This is a genomic window from Alcanivorax sp., assembly GCF_002726155.1.
Lineage (GTDB): Bacteria > Pseudomonadota > Gammaproteobacteria > Pseudomonadales > Alcanivoracaceae > Alcanivorax.
On record NZ_PBSH01000050.1, the window covers coordinates 56,154 to 74,108 of the forward strand.

Below are 17,955 nucleotides of genomic sequence, written 5' to 3' on the forward strand. Positions count from 1 at the left end.
GCTAGAAGCTAGAAGAGGCGAGTCCTGAAATACGCAATGGTGTTCGGGGCTCGCCTCTTTCCTTTTATACAGGCAGTTGAATCCCTTCGGCGGCCAGGAATTCTGTCAGTACGATCAGTGGCAGGCCCACCAGTGTATTCGGGTCGCGTCCTTCCAGTGCCTTGAATAATACAATGCCCAGCCCTTCGGATTTGAAGCTGCCGGCACAGTTAAGTGGCTGTTCGACATCCACGTAGCGTTCAATCTGGGCTGGTTTCAGGGTGCGGAATTGCACATGAAACGGGTCACAGGCCACCTGGCTGCGGCCGGTGGCGGTATTGAGCAGGCACAACCCAGTAAGGAAGGATACCCGCTGACCGCTGGCGGCGCTGAGTTGGCGGATCGCGGTGTCCCGGTCGCCGGGCTTGCCCAGGACTTGATCGCCGATCACGGCGACCTGGTCGGAGCCGATAACCAGGGTGTTCGGATGCTGGTCGGCCAACGCCAGGGCTTTTTCCCGGGCCAGGCGCATTACCAGGGCGGTAGGGCTTTCATCCTCATGCCGGGATTCATCGATATCCGGACTTTGGTGGATAAAATCCAGCTTCAGCTTGTCCAATAACTGGCGCCGAAACGGCGATGAAGAGGCGAGTAACAGGGTCGGTGTCTGGTCAGTCATGGGGGTCTCCGCGCGTTGCGGGGGCAAGTGTAAGGATTATTTTTTCATGACGCACGAAAAACCCTGTTGACTCAGGCGCTTAGTGCCTCACATTAACTTTGACAGCAGGGCCTCACGGCCCTAGAATTGCGCGCTTATGTTTTCAGGGCAACTGCCACAGTTCCTCGATCCTCGCAAATATGCGGATCAAGGTCGCATCGTTGAAGGCCAGCTTACCGTTGGAGACCTGCCTCGCCTGCAGGAATACCGCGAAAGTCTGGACCAGCCAGTAGCAATATCGCTGGCATTCGATCGTGATGATGAGGGGCATCGGCGTATCGAGGGCGAGGTTAGCACCGTATTGGTGCTGCCATGTCAGCGCTGCCTGGAGCCCGTGAGTTATTCCATTACCGCCCATATCGACGTGGCGCTGGTGTGGAATGAGGATCAGGCCAAGGCATTGCCGGGGCGATTGGACCCTTGGTTGGTTGGCGAAGAGCGCATGGTTCTCACCGATCTGATCGAAGAGGAGCTGTTGCTGGCCATGCCACTGGTGGCTCTGCATGACCCTTGCCCGACAGCTTTACCGCAGGACCGCGGTGAACCTGAGAAACACGAAAACGCGGATAATCCTTTTGCCGTGCTGGCCAAATTAAAAGGTCAAGGCAAGTAAATTCAGGCTGAATAAACGCCCGAGGAGCTCGAAATGGCTGTTCAAAAGAACCGTAAAACCCGTTCCAAGCGCGGCATGCGCCGCTCTCACGATGCGCTGCCCGCCGCTGCGCTGACTGAAGACACCAACACTGGTGAAGTGCATCGTCGTCACCACATTTCTCCTGACGGCATGTACCGTGGCCGCCAGGTGATCAGTCAGGGTGAATCTGACGACGAATAAGTTGTGTGAAAACGGGAGCTGCGGCTCCCGTTTTTTGTGCCGGCCTGGTCTCGTACTGCCCCTGTGCAGTAAAGATTTGGCTTTCGTGGCACACTTAAATCCTCCTTCGGGAGGATTTTTTGTAAGTGGATTTGTGATCGAAGGCGGGAATATGTCGCCGCCGAATGATTTTTGTCAGAATGCCTCCAAATTTGAATAAAGGAAGCAGCCCATGCCGGTTGTGACGCTAGCAGTGGATGCCATGGGGGGGGATCACGGCTTGTCCGTAACAGTGCCCGCCGTGGCGGCCATGCTGTCTCGCCATGCGCACATGCACATCATTCTGGTCGGCCAGCCCGATCCCCTGGCTGATGCCTTGTCCCAGGCCGGTATCGCCGGCCACCCCCGTGTCACTGTCCAACCAGCCTCCGAAGTGGTGGCCATGGATGACCCTGTTGCCGTGGCTCTGCGGCAGAAAAAAGACTCCTCCATGCGTGTGGCCATCAATATGGTCAAGGAAGGACGCGCTCAGGCAGCGGTCAGTGCTGGTAATACTGGTGCCCTGATGGCGGTGAGCCGGTTTGTGCTGAAAACCCTGCCAGGGGTGGATCGGCCTGCCATTTGTACGGCTATCCCCACGGCCAGCGGCCACTGTCACATGCTTGATCTGGGCGCCAATGTGGATTCCGAACCCGCTCATTTACTGCAGTTTGCCCTGATGGGGCAGGCGGTCGTGCGTGCGGTGGATGGTGTAGAGCACCCTCGAGTGGCGCTGCTCAACATCGGTGAGGAAGATATCAAGGGCAACGAACAGATCAAGGAAGCGGCAGGCCTGTTACGCGAAGCCGATGACCTGAACTATGTGGGCTTTGTGGAAGGGAATGGCATTTTTGCCGGCGAAGCGGATGTGGTGGTCTGTGATGGTTTCGTCGGCAACGTGTCGCTGAAAACCATGGAAGGCGTGGCGAAAATGATCGGCAACATGCTGCGTGAAGAAATCAAGCAATCCTGGTTGCGCAAGTTGTGTGGCCTGTTTGCCTTGCCGGTTCTGGTGGGCCTGAAAAAGCGCATGGACCCGGATCACTACAATGGCGCAAGCCTGGTCGGCCTGCGTGGGGTGGTGGTGAAAAGTCATGGTGGCACCAGCAAGGAAGGCTTCGCCTGCGCGCTGGAGGTGGCTCAACTGGAGGCGCGACGCAATGTGCCCTCACTGATCAGTGATGCACTGAGTCAGGCCAGCGCCGACTGAAATCTGCGTCGGGGTCAGCTGGCCCCGGTGTTGTTCATACTTTGTTTCAGGCCCGACCGGACAGCGAAAGCGAAAGCCGGCATACTGCGGCCTGCCTATTCCTGTCTATTTTTAAGGGGATGTTGAATGTCGAAGACAGCCTTTATTTTTCCCGGTCAGGGCTCCCAGAGTCTGGGAATGCTGAGTGAATTTGCCGAACGTCCGGCAGTGAAGCAGACCTTTCAGGAAGCCTCCGGTGCACTGGATCAAGATCTCTGGGCGTTGGCCCAGGAAGGGCCGAAAGAAGCACTGAATCAAACCGAAATTACCCAGCCTCTGCTGCTGACCGCAGGCGTTGCCCTGTGGCGGCTGTGGGAGCAAAGCGGTGGTCCGCGGCCGAATGTACTGGCCGGGCATAGCCTGGGTGAATACAGCGCATTGACCTGTGCCGGTGTCATCAATCTGGGCGATGCCGTGCGGCTGGTTCGCACCCGTGGCCAGCTTATGCAGAAGGCGGTGGGGCAAGGTGAAGGCAGCATGGCGGCGATCCTGGGTCTGGATGATGAGCAGGTTCGCGCTGCCTGTGCGCAAGCGGCGCAGGGAGGCGTGGTTGAGGCGGTCAATTACAATGCGCCTGGTCAGGTGGTGATTGCCGGTTCCGCGGATGCGGTTGAGCGCGCGATTGCGGCCTGTAAAGAGGCCGGGGCGAAACGCGCCATGGCGCTACCGGTGAGCGTGCCTTCTCACTGTGCGCTGATGAAGCCTGCGGCGGAGCAACTGGCTGATACCTTGAACGGTACACGTTTTCATGCGGCGGAAATGCCGGTCATCAACAATGTGGACGTGGCAATGGAAACGGATCCGGAGAAAATCCGCGATGCGTTGATTCGCCAGCTTTATTCACCGGTGCGCTGGGTGGAAACCATTCAGGCGCTGAAAGAGCAGGGCGTAGGGCATCTCTACGAGTGTGGCCCGGGCAAGGTCCTGTGTGGACTGGTCAAGCGTATTGATCGCGACATGGCGGCCCGTCCGCTGGAAACAGAAGACGCTTTCACGGCGGCGCTGCAAGGAGAATAAGCATGTCAGAGAAAAAAGTGGCGTTGGTGACTGGCGCGAGCCGCGGCATTGGCCGGGCGATTGCCGAGCAGTTGATTGCCGACGGCTTCTTTGTTGTTGGCACAGCCACCACGGAAAGCGGCGCGGCAGCCATTGGCGATGCGCTGGGTGAAAACGGTGCCGGCAAGATGCTCAACGTGGCCGACAAGGCGTCGGTGGACGAGACACTCAAAAGCATCAACGATGAATTCGGTGCTCCTTTGGTGCTGGTGAATAACGCCGGCATTACCCGCGACAACATCATGCTTCGGATGAAGGAAGATGAGTGGGAAGATGTCATCAATACCAACCTGAATTCCCTTTATCGCGTTAGCAAGGCATGCTTGAAAGGCATGACCAAGGCGCGTTGGGGCCGGATCATCAATATCAGTTCGGTGGTCGGTACCATTGGCAATGCGGGGCAAGCCAACTATGCGGCGGCCAAGGGCGGTGTGGAAGGTTTCTCACGGGCGTTGGCCCGCGAGCTTGGCTCACGTAATATCACGGTGAATTCTGTTGCACCGGGCTTTATTCAGACGGACATGACAGAGGCTTTGCCGGAAGCCCAGAAAGAGGCGCTTTTGCAGGGGATCCCCTTGGGGCGTTTGGGGCAGCCGGCGGAGATAGCCAGCGCTGTTGCCTGGCTGGCCAGTGATGGCGGTGGTTATGTAACCGGAACCACTTTGCACGTCAATGGGGGCATGTTTACCGGGTAGCTCAAAAAATGGGCATCTGAACGTTTCTGGGAAAGCTGGCTAATTGACTGTTTTCGCAGAAGAAAATATTTGGAAAAACTTCAAGGGAAGGCATCGGTCCAGTCGGCTTGCAAGCGCAAACAGCGTTCACCTAGAATAGCCGCTGACAGGTGCTAGCACACCATTAATCAGGAGAGTAATACGATCATGAGCAGCATCGAAGAACGCGTAAACAAAATCATCGTTGAGCAACTGGGTGTTAAGCCGGAAGACGTAAAATCAGAAGCGTCCTTCGTTGAAGATCTGGGTGCAGACTCCCTGGACACCGTTGAGCTGGTGATGGCCCTGGAAGAAGAATTTGAAACTGAAATTCCGGACGAAGAAGCTGAGAAAATCAGCACCGTCCAGTCCGCTGTGGATTACATCAAAGCACACAGCTGAGTTCGGTTGTTCGAATAACAGAAAAGCCGCAGGTTCAATGAGCTTGCGGCTTTTTTGTGGCCAGAATATTTGTGGCGACAAGTGACGTTTTCTTACATTACGGCGACCTGTTACCGGGCCGCTTGTAGTAATCTTGTCGCATTACGGCCGTTAAATGGCGCCAAAATAATGGATTGGGAGGTATCGGGTGACGTCACGTCGAGTCGTTATTACAGGGTTGGGAATGCTCACGCCGCTGGGAGTCGATGTGGCTTCTACCTGGGAAGGTATCAAGGCGGGCAAGAGTGGCATTCGTAACATCGAGCACTTTGATACGGAGCCTTTTGCTACCCGTTTTGCCGGCCTGGTGCCTGATTTTGATATTTCCGAGTACCTGCCCCCCAAAGATGCCCGCAAGATGGACGTCTTCGTGCAATACGGGCTGGTGGCGGCTATTCAGGCGGTGCGTGATGCGGGCCTGGACATGGAAAAGGAAGATGCCGAGCGTGTGGGGGCGGCGATTGGCTCTGGTATTGGTGGCCTTACCAATATCGAAGACAATCACCGCAAGCTGCTCGATTCCGGCCCCCGCAAGCTGTCACCGTTCTTTGTGCCTGGGACCATCATCAACATGATCGCGGGTAATCTGGCGATCATGTACGGCATGAAAGGGCCCAACTTTGCCACGGTAACGGCCTGTACCACCGGGACCCATAACATTGGTTTTGCTGCCCAGCAGATTGTGCTGGGGCAAGCGGACGTAATGGTTGCCGGGGGCGCGGAGAAGGGCTCTTCGCCGTTGGGGTTGGGTGGTTTCGCTGCCGCCCGTGCGCTATCCACCCGTAACGATGACCCGCAAGCCGCCAGCCGTCCCTGGGACAAGGACCGGGACGGCTTCGTGCTGGCCGATGGTGCCGGCGCGGTGGTACTGGAAGAGTACGAGCACGCCAAGGCCCGTGGTGCCACGATTTATGCAGAGCTGGCCGGTTTTGGCATGAGTGATGATGCCTATCACATCACCTCTCCGGCAGAGGGCGGCGACGGTGCCATGCGGGCCATGCGTAATGCCCTGCGAAATGCCGGTGTCGAGCCGGAGCAGGTGGATTACATCAACGCCCACGGCACCTCCACCCAGATGGGTGATGTGGCAGAAGCCATGGCGGTGAAAACCCTGTTTGGCGACCATGCCTATAATCTGGCGGTGAGCTCGACTAAATCCATGGTTGGGCACTTGCTGGGGGCGGCGGGGGCTGTGGAAGCGATTTTCTCCATTCTCGCCATGCGTGATTCGGTGGCGCCGCCCACCATCAATCTGGATAACCCGGACGAAGACTGTGACCTGAACTTCGTGGCGAACCAGGCGCAGGAACGCACCATTCAGTACGCGTTGTCCAACTCGTTCGGTTTCGGTGGTACTAACGGTACCCTGCTGTTCAAGAAGGTGTAATGCCGCTGAATCCCCGTGACCGCGGTCTCGCCTACGGCGACGGTGTTTTTGAAACCGTGCGCGTGGCTGCCTCCGGTGAAGCGCCCCTGTGGTCGCGCCACCGTGCTCGCATGGTGGCCGGGCTGCACGCGCTGGATATTGCGTTACCCGATCAATCCCGACTTGATGCTGCTCTGAATGAAGGGATTGCCGCGCTCCGCGGTGAGCCTGGAGTGGTCAAGTTGACGGTCACGCGCGGCGTTGGCGGCCGTGGCTATTTGCCGCCTGCATCGGCAAAACCCACGGTGTTGTGGCAAAGTGGGGAGCTGCCAGCCTGGTCTGAACGGCTTCGCCGCGAAGGTCTGGTGCTGGGGCTCTGCCAGACGCCGCTGTATCCTGAGCCGTTGGCAGGGTTCAAGCATCTGAACCGGCTTCCTCAGGTAATGGCTCGCCGCGAAGTGGCGGGTCAGGGCTGGGACGAAGGGTTGTTGCTCAGTACCCGCAGGCAGCCGTTGGAAGCCACCTCCATGAATCTTTTTGCCCGGTTCGCCGATCACTGGTGGATGCCTGATCTGGCTGCCGCTGGAGCCGGCGTGGCCGGCGTCATGCGAAGCCACCTTTTCGACACGTTGCAACAACAAGGTGAAAAGGTGATTTGCGATCTGCGGCCGCTGTCACAGCTGCGCACTGCTGACGGGCTGTTTCTGTGTAACAGTATTGTCGGCGTGCTCCCGGTGCGTAAACTGGCGCAATGGCATTGGCCGGTGCTGGCATCGGTCCGGGAACTGCAACAGTCGACAGAAACCTTTTTGGCCGGCTCACTGAAGGGCTAATAACCGCACTATGCGAAAAAAAATCCGTATTTTTGGACTGCTGGTTGTCTTGCTGGTAGTCGCTGTACCCGTGGCGGGGGCCTGGGTCAGTAGTTATCTACATCGCCCATTACCGGTTTCTGACGCATTAACGGTGGAGGTGCCCCGGGGCGCCGGTTTAAGCCGGGTGCTGTATAACCTCAATGATGAAGGCATCCTGGGTAAGGGCCTGGAAGCTCGTTTCCGCCGTGTCGGCGCGCGCCTTTATTCTGCTTTCACCGGCATGGATGGCCGCATGCATGTGGGTGAGTATCAACTCAAGCCCGGTGATTCGCTGTTGTCCCTGCTGGAGAAAATGGACCGGGGCGATGTGCTGCAACGCAGCCTGACTCTGGTGGAAGGCTGGAACTTCCGGGAGCTGCGTGCCCGGTTGGCCTCTCTGGAAACGCTTGAGCACCAACTGGAAGGGCTGACCGATGAGCAAGTGATGGCGGAACTGGGTCGCCCGGGCCGCCATCCGGAAGGCTGGTTCGCGCCGGAAACCTATTTCTACACCCGTGGCACTGCAGACCTGACCATCCTGGCCCGGGCGCTGTCGCGTCAGGAAAACATTCTTGATGAAGCCTGGCAGCAGCGGGCCAAAGATCTGCCCTACGACACGCCCTACGAGGCGCTGATTATGGCGTCTATCGTGGAAAGGGAAACCGGTGTGCCAAAAGAGCGCCCGGAAATTGCCGGGGTGTTTACCAACCGCTTAAACAAGGGCATGCGCCTGCAAACCGACCCGACGGTGATCTACGGCATGGGTGAGGCCTATGACGGAAATATTCGCCGCTCCGATCTGCGTCGCGCGACTCCCTACAACACCTATGTGATTCGGGGATTGCCGCCCACGCCGATCGCCATGCCCGGCCGCGAAGCGATTCTCGCGGCGGTGAACCCGGGAAAAACAGAATCCCTGTATTTTGTGGCGCGGGGCGATGGTAGTCATTCCTTTTCCAAAACACTGGCCCAGCACCGCAAAGCCGTGCGTGAGTATCAGCTGCAGCGCCGGGAAGGCTACCGTTCTTCACCCGGAGGCGGGCAATGAGTGGCCGCTTTATCACTCTGGAAGGCGGCGAGGGCGCTGGTAAGAGCAGCAATCTGGAATGGTTGGCCGATTCCCTTAGAGCAGCGGGTAAAACGGTGACGGTGAGTCGGGAGCCCGGCGGCACCGCACTGGCGGAATCGATCCGTGGCGTGTTGTTGGCGCCCGGTGATGAACCCATGGCGGACGATACGGAGTTACTGCTGGTGTTTGCCGCCCGCGCGCAACATCTGGAACAGAAAATTCGCCCGGCACTGGCCCGTGGCGAATGGGTGTTGTGTGATCGTTTTGTGGACGCCACCTGGGCTTACCAGGGGGCAGGGCGCGGGCTGGACAGTGCCGCTATTGCCGACCTGGAAAGCCTGGTCATTCGCGACACCCGCCCGGACATGACCGTACTGTTTGATGTGCCGGTAGAGGTGGGCATGGCACGTGCCGGCAAACGTGCCGCTCTGGATCGCATCGAACAGGAAGACCGGGCTTTTTTTGAACGTATCCGCCAGTGTTATCTGGCCCGTGCAGCCCAGGAGCCCGGCCGGTTCCGCACCGTGGATGCGGGGCAGCCGTTGGAGTCGGTACAGCAACAGCTGGGCGCGATAGTCGAGGAGATGCTGGCATGGCCGTAACCGGCGCGAAAGTTCAGGCACCGTGCCCCTGGCACGGCGATGCCATGGCGCAGCTGCTGGACCAGCACGCACAGGGGCGACTGCCCCATGCTTTGCTGCTGACCGGTGCCAAAGGCATTGGCAAGCTGCGCTTGGCCGAATCCCTGGCCCAGACCTTGCTTTGCGAGAAACCTTCCGCAGGGCTGCCTTGCGGCCACTGTCAGGGGTGCCAGCTCAGCACCGCCGGTACTCACCCCGACCTGCACCGCCTCAGCCCGGAAGAAAAAAGCAAAACCATCAAGATTGATCAGGTCCGCAAGCTGGTGGCGTTTGCTACCCGCACGGCTCAGTACAGTGGCTACCGGGTTGCCATTGTGTATCCGGCGGAAGCTCTCAACCGCAATGCCCAGAATGCATTGCTGAAAACCCTGGAAGAGCCGGGCGCACAGACCTTGTTGCTGCTGGTCAGTGATCAGCCGACCCTGTTATTGCCGACCATTCGCAGTCGCTGCCAGCAGCGCACCTTGCCGTTACCGGAGCATGACCAGGCGCTGCAGTGGTTGCAGAGCCAGGTGGGCGAGAGTGCCGCCTCGTTACTGGATGCCGCTCAAGGTGCGCCGCTACAGGCGCTGGCACTGGAGCAGGCGGACTGGTTTGCCGACCGGGCCCGTTTGCTCGACACACTGGTCAGTGTGGCAGAAGGGCGTCAGTCGGTGGCGCAAGCGTCGCCGGTGCTCGCCAAACATGACCCCACGGAAATGGCCGGGGTGATTTATGGCTGGTTGTCACGCTGTCTGCATCAGCGCTTCTCGGGCCAGCAGAGCGCCGATGCCTCCCTGGCTCCACTGCTGGAGCGACTCAGCAAGGCGGTGCCACCGGCGCGTTTGTTGCGGGCCGCCCAGCGGGTGCTGGAAGGGCGCCGTGCCTTGCTGTCTGGCGCTAACCCCAACAAGGAATTGCTGTACGAGCAGTGGCTGTTGGTGTTGGTGGGCGTTGACGCTGCGGCGGCAGCGCACTAACCTTTATCAAAGATTAATAATAATTTCGTAAGAGGCTCGTTCATGAAAATGCCCGGCGGTCGTAGTGGCATTCTGTCGCTTTCCATCAAAGACAAGGCGGTGCTGTACTCGGCCTACATGCCCTTCATTACCAATGGCGGCCTGTTTATTCCCACCGAGAAGCAATACAAGCTGGGGGAAGAGATCTTCCTGTTGCTCAATATCATGGACGAAGCCGACAAGATTCCGGTGGCAGGCAAGGTGATCTGGATTACGCCCAAAGGCGCTCAAGGTAACCGTAGCGCCGGGATCGGCGTGCAGTTCTCCGACCAGGATGACACCGCCCGTGTCACCATCGAAAACCACCTGGCAGGATCGCTGGAGTCGGATCGACCGACGCATACGATGTAGGACGCCGGACGCCGGACGCCGGATGCCGGACGCTAGAAGCTAGAAGCTAGAAGCTAGAAGCTAGAAGCTAGAAGCTAAACCCCGGCGTTGAGTTGTTCAGTTTTAAAGCGGCAATACCTTGGGGTATTGCCGCTTTTGCGTTTAGCATCCGGCGTCTGGCATCAAGCGTGGCCACGTGCAGCGTGTCGCGTGTTACCTATCTGCTCTACAATACCTGCGTTTTTAATGTTGGAGCCTGTTGTGACTGCTAGCCCTTTTGTGGATTCCCATTGCCATCTGGATCGCCTGAATCTTGACGCCCATGGAGGCGATTTTGAGGCGATGATGGCGGCCACGGCGCAGGCGGGGGTTAGCCATATGCTGTGTATCGGTGTGGACCTGGAGACCTTCCCGCAAGTGCAGGCCTTGGCCGAGCAATACGATAACGTCTTCGCCAGCGTTGGCGTGCATCCTCTCTACAAGGAATCCCGCGAGCCGCAATCCGCCGAGCTGGTAGAGCGGGCGGCGCATTCCAAGGTAGTGGCCATCGGTGAGACCGGGCTGGATTATTTCTACGCCAAGGAAGAGCGGGAGTGGCAACAACGCTATTTTATCGCCCATATCCAGGCGGCCCGGGAAACCGGCCTGCCGCTGGTTGTGCATACCCGTGGCGCCAAGGAAGACACGCTGGCGCTGTTGCGTGAGCACGGTGGGGGGAAGGTGCGTGGGGTGTTGCACTGTTTCACTGAAGACCTGGACATGGCCTTGCAGGCCATTGAGTTGGGTTTCTATATTTCCATTTCCGGTATCGTGACCTTCCGCAACGCCCAGGCTCTGCGCGACACCGTGAAGCAGCTGCCGCTGGAGCGGCTGTTGATTGAAACCGATTCGCCCTGGCTGGCGCCGGTGCCGTTCCGTGGCAAACCCAATGAACCCCGTTATGTGGCGCAGGTGGCTGAATGTGTCGCTGAGCTTAAAGGCGTTAGTGTGGCCGAACTGGCCAAGGCCACTGCGGATAACTTCTTCTCCCTGTTCAACAAGGCGCAAGCATGAATCTGTATGCAATGGTGGCGCTGGCGGCGCTATGTGGTGGTGCCGTGGCGGCACTGGTTGCGGTGTTGATCGAGCGGCGCCGGGCGGCAGTTCGCGAGGCGGCGTTGCTGGCCGAAAAGCACGCCTTGAGCGAGCCGTTGGCTCAGGTGCCGTTGCTCAAGCAGCAGCTGCAAGAGCAGCAACAGCGCCAGCGGGACAGCGACGCGCAGTTGCAACAGTTGGGGTCTGAGAAAGCGCGCCTGGAAGAACGGCTGGCCGGCCAGCAGGAGAAACTGGCGTTTTCCGAGCAAAGCCGCAACCAACTGAAACAGGAGTTTGAAAACCTGTCTGGGAAGGTGCTCGACCAGCGCGGCAAGCAACTGCAGGAGCAGCACCAGCAGGGCCTGGATGGCATGCTCAAACCGTTCCGTGAGCAGCTGGCGGATTTCCGTCGCCGGGTCGACCAGATTCACAGTGACGAGACCCGTGCCCAGGCGTCTCTGATCGAGCAGCTGGGCCACCTGAGAAGCCTGAACCAGCAGATGCACGAGGATGCCCGAAACCTGACCGATGCACTGAAAGGGCAGGCCAAGACTCAGGGTAACTGGGGTGAAATGATTCTGGAACGGGTGCTGGAGTCTTCCGGCCTGACGCGTGGACGCGAGTATGAAACCCAGGTCACCCTGAAAGACGAAAGCGGCCAGCGCCGCCTGCCCGATGCCATCGTTCACCTGCCGGAAAACAAGGATGTGGTGATTGATGCGAAAGTGTCTCTGGTTGCCTATGAGCGGCTGTCTTCGGCGTCTACGCCAGAGGAGCGCGAACAGGCATTACGTGATCACCTGACCTCACTGCGAAGCCACATCAAGGGCCTGGATACCAAGGATTACAGTGGCCTGGAAGGGATCCGCAGCCTGGATTTCGTGCTGCTCTTTATTCCTATCGAAGGTGCGTTCATGGTGGCGATGGAACAGGATTCCAGCCTCTATACGGATGCCTTTGCCCGCAACATTGTCCTGGTTAGCCCGACCACGCTGTTGGTGACCTTGCGCACGATCCAGAATATCTGGCGCTACGAATACCAGAACCGCAATGCTCTGGATATTGCCGATCGTGCAGGGAAAATCTGCGATCAGGTATCACTGATCGGGGAGTCCATGGACGACCTGGGAGACAAAATTGGCAAGGCTCAGCTGGCATGGGACACCACCTTCAAGCGCCTCAGCAGCGGCCGCGGCAACCTCTACCGCCAGGCCCAGCAACTGAAAGATCTGGGTGCAAAAGCACGCAGGGCGTTACCGGAACCTGGCGATGAACATGATGACGGGGCGACGGTGACGGATCAGTCAGGGCCGAAAGAGTAACACCAAAACGTAAAATGTTTACCATCATAAGCAGTAAATTTTAGAAGGTTTTGATGCACTGTAACTGTTTGCAATTTGATGGATTTCGTCGCTAAAAGTGGCAAAAGTTGGCGAAAAATGACTGAACTTGGTAGTCATTTTTCAGCATCTTCAGGTACGAATGTGCCACCATTGTAATATCAGAACTGGGTCACAGGATTACGCCGAAAACCTTAGTTAGTATGCGCTCCGTAACGTAATGCTAACGAAAGGTAATCTTATGTATCGTTTGATGTTCGCCCTGGTGCTGGGGATGGGTCTGGCTCAAACGGTATCGGCGCTTGACGCTCAACCTCGGATCATCGGGGGACAGGACGTAGCAACAATCCGGCCGTGGATGGCCGAAGTGGAAATCAGTCGATCCGGAAATCCCGCCTATGGCGCCACACTTTGTGGTGGCACCCTGATCGCACCTGGCTGGGTGCTGACAGCGGCGCACTGCGTGGTGACCTCCAGTGGCGCCACCCTGCAGGCGGGGCACCTGTTCGTGGCCCTGGGGAGCCTGGATCGGACGGCGGCCAACCCGGCGGAACGCCTGGCGGTCTCTTCGGTGCGGGTACACCCGGGTTATCGCGCGGTCACTTTCCACAATGACCTGGCGCTGTTGCAATTGGCCTCAGACAGTACTGCCAGGCCACTGGATCTGGCCAAAGCGCAGACCGTGTCTGCGCTGACCAGGGGCAGCAGCGACGAGGCCCTGCAGATAATGGGCTGGGGGTCCACGTCTCCCAGCGGCAATGGCCTGTCCGACTCCCTGCGCGAAGCCCGTGTGGATTATGTGTCCAGCGGCTATTGCGCCAGCCAGTGGAGCAACCTGAGCGGTAACCAGATCTGTGCGGGTGAAATGAATCCTCAGGGTGTTGCCCAGGATTCTTGTCGTGGTGATAGCGGCGGGCCTTTGGTGTACGGCGAGCCGGGGCAACAATGGCTGGTTGGTATTACCAGCTACGGCCATGAACGGTGCGCCACCGCCGGCGTGCCCGCAGTTTATACCCGTGTGGATCGTTATCTAACCTGGTTGGAACAAACCACCTCAGGCAGCCTGGTGGATCTGGCGCTCACCGGCAGCACCGCTGACACCTATAGCAGCCCGGGGACTTCCGCTACGTTGCGCACTGGCATCGCCAACACCAGCCAGCAGACCCGGGCCAATAACGTGGGCCTGCGAATCACCCACAAGAACGGGCTTACGGTCCGTGTTCCCGGGCTGACCTGCGTGAAGAACAGTGGCTATACAGACTGCCGTGGCAGTGCGGACCTGGCGCTGGGGCAAGAGACCTCGACTTACAGCGTTGCCCTCAGTGCCAGTGGCCGCTGGGTGGATGAGGTTCGCGTCGAGCCGATCAGCAGTGTGTCCCACGATTACTTCGCCAGCCTAGGGGAAAGTTTCAAGCTGGTATTCAGCAATGAACCGGATGTGGTGCTCAGCCTGACCACGCAGCGGGGCAATGATGACCTGGTGCGGGTCAACGCCCAGGTGACCAATGCGGCGACGCACCAGGCGGCGGCGCGGGTGCGGGTCGGCTTTACCTTGCCGTCCGGGTGGAGCGCGGTGTCACTGCCTGAGAACTGTGCCGGGGGCGGCCTGGTGCAGTGTGGGCTGGGCGATATGTCGCCCGGTGAAGTGGCGTCCCAGCAACTGATTCTGGATGGTCAGGGTGACGACAGTCTGATTGTGCAGGTGTGGACCGATAACGGGGATTACCCGGCTAACGATAGCTCGGCGAGCACCCATCCGGCCCAGGCGCGCAACAGTGCGTCCACTGACGGTACTGCCAGTGGCGGGAGTGATGGTGGCGGTGGCGGGGGCAGTCTGTCCTGGTGGTTGCTGGCGCTACTAGCCGTGGTGTCCGTTCGGCGGCTCCACCAGTGACAGGTGGCGCTGACGTTCCGGCGCCAGCGCACCTTGATTGCCCTTCCAGGGCAGGGCATCAATGCCCTTGGGAATGGCATCCAGCTGGAAAGGCGCCTTGATAATCTCGAAGTAGGGCGAGTGGTCGAAGTCCGCAGCGGTAATGGCTCTGGGTTGTAGCCGCAGCAAGCGGGCGGCGGGTTCGCTTTCCTTCACCAGCGGCATGACCGGGAATTGCACAAAGCTGAAGGCATCGGCGACGACGGTGCCACTAAGCGCCTTGATCAATTCACCGGCCCAGCGTCGGAACAGGCCGGTGCGCCAGCGCAGGGGCAGCCAGCGCCAGGGAAGCAGGGTCATCATGGCCAGTGCGCCCCAGGACTGGGCGCCACCGGCGCCAATGCGGCTGATGGCATAGCGGAGTACATCCTGGGCTTCATTGTCACTTAGCCCCTGTGCCCGACAGACGCGAATCTGACGACCTTCCAGGGCTGACAGCGGTTCCACAATCAGCCCCCGTTCCAGGCGGGCATCAATCACCAGCTGGGTATCCGGTTCGCAAGGAGTGTAGTCCGCCAACAGGGCGCGCAGGGCCGGGTCGGCCACGTCGTGCAGGCGACCAATGTAGAGTACCGCGCGGGCGTAGCGGCTATCGCCGATCACCTTGAAGGTGCGGTCTACGCTGCTGTGCCCGGCCACCAACAGCACATCGCAGGATTTCAGCACCGTGCGCAGGCTTTCCAGGTCCGCGCTGGGCTGGCCGCTGAACTGCTCATCCCGCTGCAAACGGCGGCAAATCCATTGATAAAAGGCCAGCTGTCGGTTCATCTGTGAGGCTCCGGTATCCATAACGAGGCGCGTATGAGGTTCTGGAGCTTACAGCAGCTCCAGAGCCTGGTCGATGACCGAATCGGCAGTGTAGAAGTGTGGCGAAAAGCGCACCCCACCGCCGCGTTCCGCGCACACCACGCCGTTCTTTTTCAGGCGCTGGAAGGTATCGCCCGGGGCTTCTTCGGGCATGCGGAAAGTGACAATCCCTGCCCGCCGTTGCGGGGCTGGGGCACTGAGCAGGGTGGCGCCTTTGTCGTTCAGCCCTTCGATCAGCCGTTGCACCCGTTGTTGCAGGGCATCGGCCACCACGTTCATGCCGGTGTCTTGCAGCAGTGACAGGGAGGCATTCAGGGCGTGGGCGCCGAGCATGTTCGGGCTTCCGCATTCAAAGCGCTTGGCGGTGCTGGCCGGCTGCCAGTCCCGGCGGGTGTAATCGCCGGGTTCGGCCACCATGTGCCAGCCGTGTTGACGCAGGATCAATTGATCCTGCACCGCCCGGCGGCAATAGAACAGGGCGAGCCCTTCCGGGCCGAGCATCCATTTGTGGCCGTCGGCCACCACAAAATCGGCGTTTGCCTGCTCTGCTGAGAACGGTAGCGCGCCGAGAATCTGGATCGCATCCACACAGAAGAGTGTGCCCTGTGCCCGGCAGGCGGCGCCAATGGGCGCCATGTCCATCAACAGGCCTGTGCCGTACTGGACGGCGGAGAGAGACACCAGACGGGTGCGCGGCCCCATGGCGTCAATGACATCCTGCTCCGGGTTGTCGCCCTCCAGATTGACCTCGATCACTTCCACGCCCTGGTTAGCCAGGGCTTGCCAGGGAATTCGGTTGGACGGGAATTCCTGATCACTGATGATAATCTGATCACCAGCCTGCCACTCCAGGCCCTGGGCAATGACGGAGAGGCCTTCGGAGGTGTTCTTGAGCAAGGCAATTTCCTCGCTGCTGACGCCTCCCACCAGCCAGGCCAGGCGCTCACGCAGCTGCTGCTCCACCTTCAACCAGTGCGGATAATCCCGCGCGCCGATACGCACGTTCTGGCGGGCAAACTCAGTTACCGCGTCAAGGGTACGCTGTGGCCAGGGGGCGACGGCCGCATGGTTGAGGTAAAGCAGGCCGTCCTGCTGGGGGAATTCGCGGGCGATATCCGGGGCGCTGCCGTCAGAACGGGTCATGTTGTGTTGCCTCCATGCGCTGGGTTGAGAGGAATGCGAGGTGCAAAACCATGACGCTATGCTAACAGGCCCTAACAGGCTATTGGCGAGATGCTGCCGGCGATTCCGTAGGCGGCTATCCGATATGCGTATAAAAAGGGAATGCGTTAGAATTGCGACTGTTCAGTCGGCTAGGCCCGCATACCCGGGCGCAAGGAGAAATAAATGGGTGATCTGGAAAAAGCCACACGCAAGGCTCAGGAGTTTCGCCAGCGAGAGCGTGAGATTCTCGATGCGGCTCTGGCCCTTTTTCTGGAAGAAGGCGAAGACCGGGTAACCGTGGAAATGATTGCGGACCGGGTGGGTATTGGCAAAGGGACTATCTACAAGCATTTCGAAACCAAGAACGAAATCTACCTGCTGCTGATGCTGCGCTATGAGGAAGACCTGGCCGGCGTGTTTCAGCAAATCTCCGATGCGGATAACAAGGAACGCCTGGCGCGGGAATATTTCCGTTTCCGGATTTCCGATCCCAAGCGTTATCAGTTGTTTGACCGACTGGAAAACAAGGTCATCAAGGATCATGCCCTGCCCGAACTGGTGGCCAAGCTGCACAGCATCCGTGAGGCCAATTTTGCGCGGCTCACGGATATCGTGAAAGCCCGCATGGAAGAAGGGTCACTGGAAGACGTGCCGCCGATGTATCACATCTGCTCCGCCTGGGCATTTGCCCACGGCGCCGTGGCGTTGATGGAATCGCCGTTTTACCAGAAGCAAATCGACGACAAGGATGACTTTCTGGATTTCCTGATCGAGATTGGTATTCGCATGGGCAACAAGGGCCAGCGGGGACCACGATGAAACAGGCCGATGAGCTGCTGGCACTATTGGAAAAAGCCGCAGGCGATGAAACCGGCCTGCCGCCGGTGCATCAGTGGAATCCGGAACGCCATGCCGATATTGATATGCGTATTGCCCGCGACGGCACCTGGTTTTATCAGGAGTCGCCCATCGAACGGGAACGAATGGTGGCGCTGTTTTCCACCATTCTGCTGCGTGAAGACGAGGATTATTTCCTGATTACACCGGTGGAGAAACTGCGTATTCAGGTGGACGATGCGCCCTTTGTTGCCACCGAAGTGCAGCAGGTTGAGGAGGGTGGCACCACAAAACTGGTATTCACCACCAATGTGGGCAGCCATGTGGTTGCCGGCGCAGGCCATCCGCTCTGGGTCAATACTGACAGCGAAACCGGCGAGCCTTCCCCGTACCTGTGTGTGCGAGATAATCTCAATGCGTTGATCGGGCGCTCGGCGTTTTACCAGCTGGTCGATTGGGCCGAGCAGCAGGGTGATATCCTGCAAGTGCATAGCAACGGCGAAACGTTCTCTCTTGGTAGTCTGGCAGACTAA

Annotated in this window: 20 protein-coding genes; 17 read left to right on the forward strand and 3 right to left on the reverse strand. The window is 59.0% G+C overall.

Annotation, left to right across the window (positions count from 1 at the left end; genetic code table 11):
• Positions 1 to 64: 64 nt before the first annotated feature.
• Positions 65 to 658, reverse strand: coding sequence for a Maf family protein (locus CL546_RS15220; RefSeq protein WP_290496477.1), 594 nt, complete (start codon positions 656 to 658; stop codon positions 65 to 67).
• Positions 659 to 794: 136 nt separating this feature from the next.
• On the opposite strand from CL546_RS15220, the gene CL546_RS15225 reads away from it, so the two are divergent.
• The 15 genes from CL546_RS15225 (at position 795) to CL546_RS15295 (ending at position 14,575) form a co-directional block, all read left to right on the forward strand.
• Complete coding sequence (locus CL546_RS15225) at positions 795 to 1,310, forward strand: YceD family protein (RefSeq protein WP_290496479.1); 516 nt, start codon at positions 795 to 797, stop codon at positions 1,308 to 1,310.
• A gap of 33 nt (positions 1,311 to 1,343) precedes the next feature.
• Positions 1,344 to 1,532 (forward strand): 50S ribosomal protein L32, encoded by a 189-nt coding sequence (gene rpmF, locus CL546_RS15230; protein ID WP_007151009.1) that lies wholly within the window; start codon positions 1,344 to 1,346, stop codon positions 1,530 to 1,532.
• A 211-nt stretch (positions 1,533 to 1,743) separates the two neighbouring features.
• On the forward strand, positions 1,744 to 2,760 hold the full coding sequence (gene plsX / locus CL546_RS15235) for a phosphate acyltransferase PlsX (RefSeq protein WP_290496483.1): 1,017 nt from the start codon (positions 1,744 to 1,746) through the stop codon (positions 2,758 to 2,760).
• A 126-nt stretch (positions 2,761 to 2,886) separates the two neighbouring features.
• Positions 2,887 to 3,816: an ACP S-malonyltransferase gene (gene fabD, locus CL546_RS15240; protein ID WP_290496485.1), complete on the forward strand. Its 930-nt coding sequence runs from the start codon at positions 2,887 to 2,889 to the stop codon at positions 3,814 to 3,816.
• A 2-nt stretch (positions 3,817 to 3,818) separates the two neighbouring features.
• Positions 3,819 to 4,550: a 3-oxoacyl-ACP reductase FabG gene (gene fabG / locus CL546_RS15245; RefSeq protein ID WP_290496487.1), complete on the forward strand. Its 732-nt coding sequence runs from the start codon at positions 3,819 to 3,821 to the stop codon at positions 4,548 to 4,550.
• 186 nt (positions 4,551 to 4,736) lie between these two features.
• On the forward strand, positions 4,737 to 4,970 hold the full coding sequence (gene acpP, locus CL546_RS15250) for an acyl carrier protein (RefSeq protein ID WP_007149764.1): 234 nt from the start codon (positions 4,737 to 4,739) through the stop codon (positions 4,968 to 4,970).
• Between the two features lie 187 nt (positions 4,971 to 5,157).
• Positions 5,158 to 6,396 carry a beta-ketoacyl-ACP synthase II gene (gene fabF / locus CL546_RS15255; protein WP_290496490.1) on the forward strand — a complete coding sequence of 413 codons (1,239 nt, stop codon included), beginning with the start codon at positions 5,158 to 5,160 and terminating at the stop codon, positions 6,394 to 6,396.
• Positions 6,396 to 7,208 (forward strand): aminodeoxychorismate lyase, encoded by an 813-nt coding sequence (gene pabC, locus CL546_RS15260; protein ID WP_290496491.1) that lies wholly within the window; start codon positions 6,396 to 6,398, stop codon positions 7,206 to 7,208. Before fabF ends, pabC begins: the two co-directional genes overlap by 1 nt.
• 10 nt (positions 7,209 to 7,218) lie before the next feature.
• A complete protein-coding gene (gene mltG / locus CL546_RS15265) occupies positions 7,219 to 8,277 on the forward strand; it encodes an endolytic transglycosylase MltG (protein ID WP_290496493.1) in 1,059 nt (352 codons plus the stop codon).
• Positions 8,274 to 8,900 (forward strand): dTMP kinase, encoded by a 627-nt coding sequence (gene tmk, locus CL546_RS15270; RefSeq protein WP_290496494.1) that lies wholly within the window; start codon positions 8,274 to 8,276, stop codon positions 8,898 to 8,900. The genes mltG and tmk overlap by 4 nt, the downstream gene beginning before the upstream one ends.
• Positions 8,891 to 9,898 carry a DNA polymerase III subunit delta' gene (locus CL546_RS15275; RefSeq protein WP_290496496.1) on the forward strand — a complete coding sequence of 336 codons (1,008 nt, stop codon included), beginning with the start codon at positions 8,891 to 8,893 and terminating at the stop codon, positions 9,896 to 9,898. Before tmk ends, CL546_RS15275 begins: the two co-directional genes overlap by 10 nt.
• Positions 9,899 to 9,940: 42 nt before the next feature.
• The gene (locus tag CL546_RS15280) at positions 9,941 to 10,288 is read left to right on the forward strand and encodes a PilZ domain-containing protein (protein ID WP_007148593.1); all 348 of its coding nucleotides are present in this window, start codon (positions 9,941 to 9,943) and stop codon (positions 10,286 to 10,288) included.
• 225 nt (positions 10,289 to 10,513) lie between these two features.
• The gene (locus tag CL546_RS15285; RefSeq protein ID WP_290496499.1) at positions 10,514 to 11,320 is read left to right on the forward strand and encodes a TatD family hydrolase; all 807 of its coding nucleotides are present in this window, start codon (positions 10,514 to 10,516) and stop codon (positions 11,318 to 11,320) included.
• Positions 11,317 to 12,663 carry a DNA recombination protein RmuC gene (locus tag CL546_RS15290; protein WP_290496500.1) on the forward strand — a complete coding sequence of 449 codons (1,347 nt, stop codon included), beginning with the start codon at positions 11,317 to 11,319 and terminating at the stop codon, positions 12,661 to 12,663. The genes CL546_RS15285 and CL546_RS15290 overlap by 4 nt, the downstream gene beginning before the upstream one ends.
• Positions 12,664 to 12,922: 259 nt before the next feature.
• Positions 12,923 to 14,575: a S1 family peptidase gene (locus CL546_RS15295; RefSeq protein WP_290496502.1), complete on the forward strand. Its 1,653-nt coding sequence runs from the start codon at positions 12,923 to 12,925 to the stop codon at positions 14,573 to 14,575.
• Here CL546_RS15295 and CL546_RS15300 read toward each other — a convergent pair.
• The gene (locus tag CL546_RS15300; RefSeq protein ID WP_039925853.1) at positions 14,540 to 15,382 is read right to left on the reverse strand and encodes a hypothetical protein; all 843 of its coding nucleotides are present in this window, start codon (positions 15,380 to 15,382) and stop codon (positions 14,540 to 14,542) included. The two genes, CL546_RS15295 and CL546_RS15300, sit on opposite strands and share 36 nt — an antisense overlap.
• Positions 15,383 to 15,430: 48 nt before the next feature.
• Positions 15,431 to 16,564, reverse strand: coding sequence for an aminotransferase class V-fold PLP-dependent enzyme (locus CL546_RS15305; RefSeq protein ID WP_290496504.1), 1,134 nt, complete (start codon positions 16,562 to 16,564; stop codon positions 15,431 to 15,433).
• A 204-nt stretch (positions 16,565 to 16,768) separates the two neighbouring features.
• On the opposite strand from CL546_RS15305, the gene CL546_RS15310 reads away from it, so the two are divergent.
• Together CL546_RS15310 and CL546_RS15315 are read left to right on the forward strand one after the other, a co-directional pair.
• Positions 16,769 to 17,404 carry a TetR/AcrR family transcriptional regulator gene (locus CL546_RS15310; protein ID WP_007149564.1) on the forward strand — a complete coding sequence of 212 codons (636 nt, stop codon included), beginning with the start codon at positions 16,769 to 16,771 and terminating at the stop codon, positions 17,402 to 17,404.
• Complete coding sequence (locus tag CL546_RS15315) at positions 17,401 to 17,955, forward strand: DUF1285 domain-containing protein (RefSeq protein WP_290496506.1); 555 nt, start codon at positions 17,401 to 17,403, stop codon at positions 17,953 to 17,955. Before CL546_RS15310 ends, CL546_RS15315 begins: the two co-directional genes overlap by 4 nt.

What these genes read in the sequence shown, in the direction of transcription:
- CL546_RS15220 (WP_290496477.1), bottom strand. Translation starts at nt 658, where the DNA reads ATGACTGACCAGACACCGACCCTGTTACTCGCCTCTTCATCGCCGTTT.
- CL546_RS15225 (WP_290496479.1), top strand. Translation starts at nt 795, where the DNA reads ATGTTTTCAGGGCAACTGCCACAGTTCCTCGATCCTCGCAAATATGCG.
- rpmF (WP_007151009.1), top strand. Translation starts at nt 1,344, where the DNA reads ATGGCTGTTCAAAAGAACCGTAAAACCCGTTCCAAGCGCGGCATGCGC.
- plsX (WP_290496483.1), top strand. Translation starts at nt 1,744, where the DNA reads ATGCCGGTTGTGACGCTAGCAGTGGATGCCATGGGGGGGGATCACGGC.
- fabD (WP_290496485.1), top strand. Translation starts at nt 2,887, where the DNA reads ATGTCGAAGACAGCCTTTATTTTTCCCGGTCAGGGCTCCCAGAGTCTG.
- fabG (WP_290496487.1), top strand. Translation starts at nt 3,819, where the DNA reads ATGTCAGAGAAAAAAGTGGCGTTGGTGACTGGCGCGAGCCGCGGCATT.
- acpP (WP_007149764.1), top strand. Translation starts at nt 4,737, where the DNA reads ATGAGCAGCATCGAAGAACGCGTAAACAAAATCATCGTTGAGCAACTG.
- pabC (WP_290496491.1), top strand. Translation starts at nt 6,396, where the DNA reads ATGCCGCTGAATCCCCGTGACCGCGGTCTCGCCTACGGCGACGGTGTT.
- mltG (WP_290496493.1), top strand. Translation starts at nt 7,219, where the DNA reads ATGCGAAAAAAAATCCGTATTTTTGGACTGCTGGTTGTCTTGCTGGTA.
- tmk (WP_290496494.1), top strand. Translation starts at nt 8,274, where the DNA reads ATGAGTGGCCGCTTTATCACTCTGGAAGGCGGCGAGGGCGCTGGTAAG.
- CL546_RS15275 (WP_290496496.1), top strand. Translation starts at nt 8,891, where the DNA reads ATGGCCGTAACCGGCGCGAAAGTTCAGGCACCGTGCCCCTGGCACGGC.
- CL546_RS15280 (WP_007148593.1), top strand. Translation starts at nt 9,941, where the DNA reads ATGAAAATGCCCGGCGGTCGTAGTGGCATTCTGTCGCTTTCCATCAAA.
- CL546_RS15285 (WP_290496499.1), top strand. Translation starts at nt 10,514, where the DNA reads ATGTTGGAGCCTGTTGTGACTGCTAGCCCTTTTGTGGATTCCCATTGC.
- CL546_RS15290 (WP_290496500.1), top strand. Translation starts at nt 11,317, where the DNA reads ATGAATCTGTATGCAATGGTGGCGCTGGCGGCGCTATGTGGTGGTGCC.
- CL546_RS15295 (WP_290496502.1), top strand. Translation starts at nt 12,923, where the DNA reads ATGTATCGTTTGATGTTCGCCCTGGTGCTGGGGATGGGTCTGGCTCAA.
- CL546_RS15300 (WP_039925853.1), bottom strand. Translation starts at nt 15,382, where the DNA reads ATGAACCGACAGCTGGCCTTTTATCAATGGATTTGCCGCCGTTTGCAG.
- CL546_RS15305 (WP_290496504.1), bottom strand. Translation starts at nt 16,564, where the DNA reads ATGACCCGTTCTGACGGCAGCGCCCCGGATATCGCCCGCGAATTCCCC.
- CL546_RS15310 (WP_007149564.1), top strand. Translation starts at nt 16,769, where the DNA reads ATGGGTGATCTGGAAAAAGCCACACGCAAGGCTCAGGAGTTTCGCCAG.
- CL546_RS15315 (WP_290496506.1), top strand. Translation starts at nt 17,401, where the DNA reads ATGAAACAGGCCGATGAGCTGCTGGCACTATTGGAAAAAGCCGCAGGC.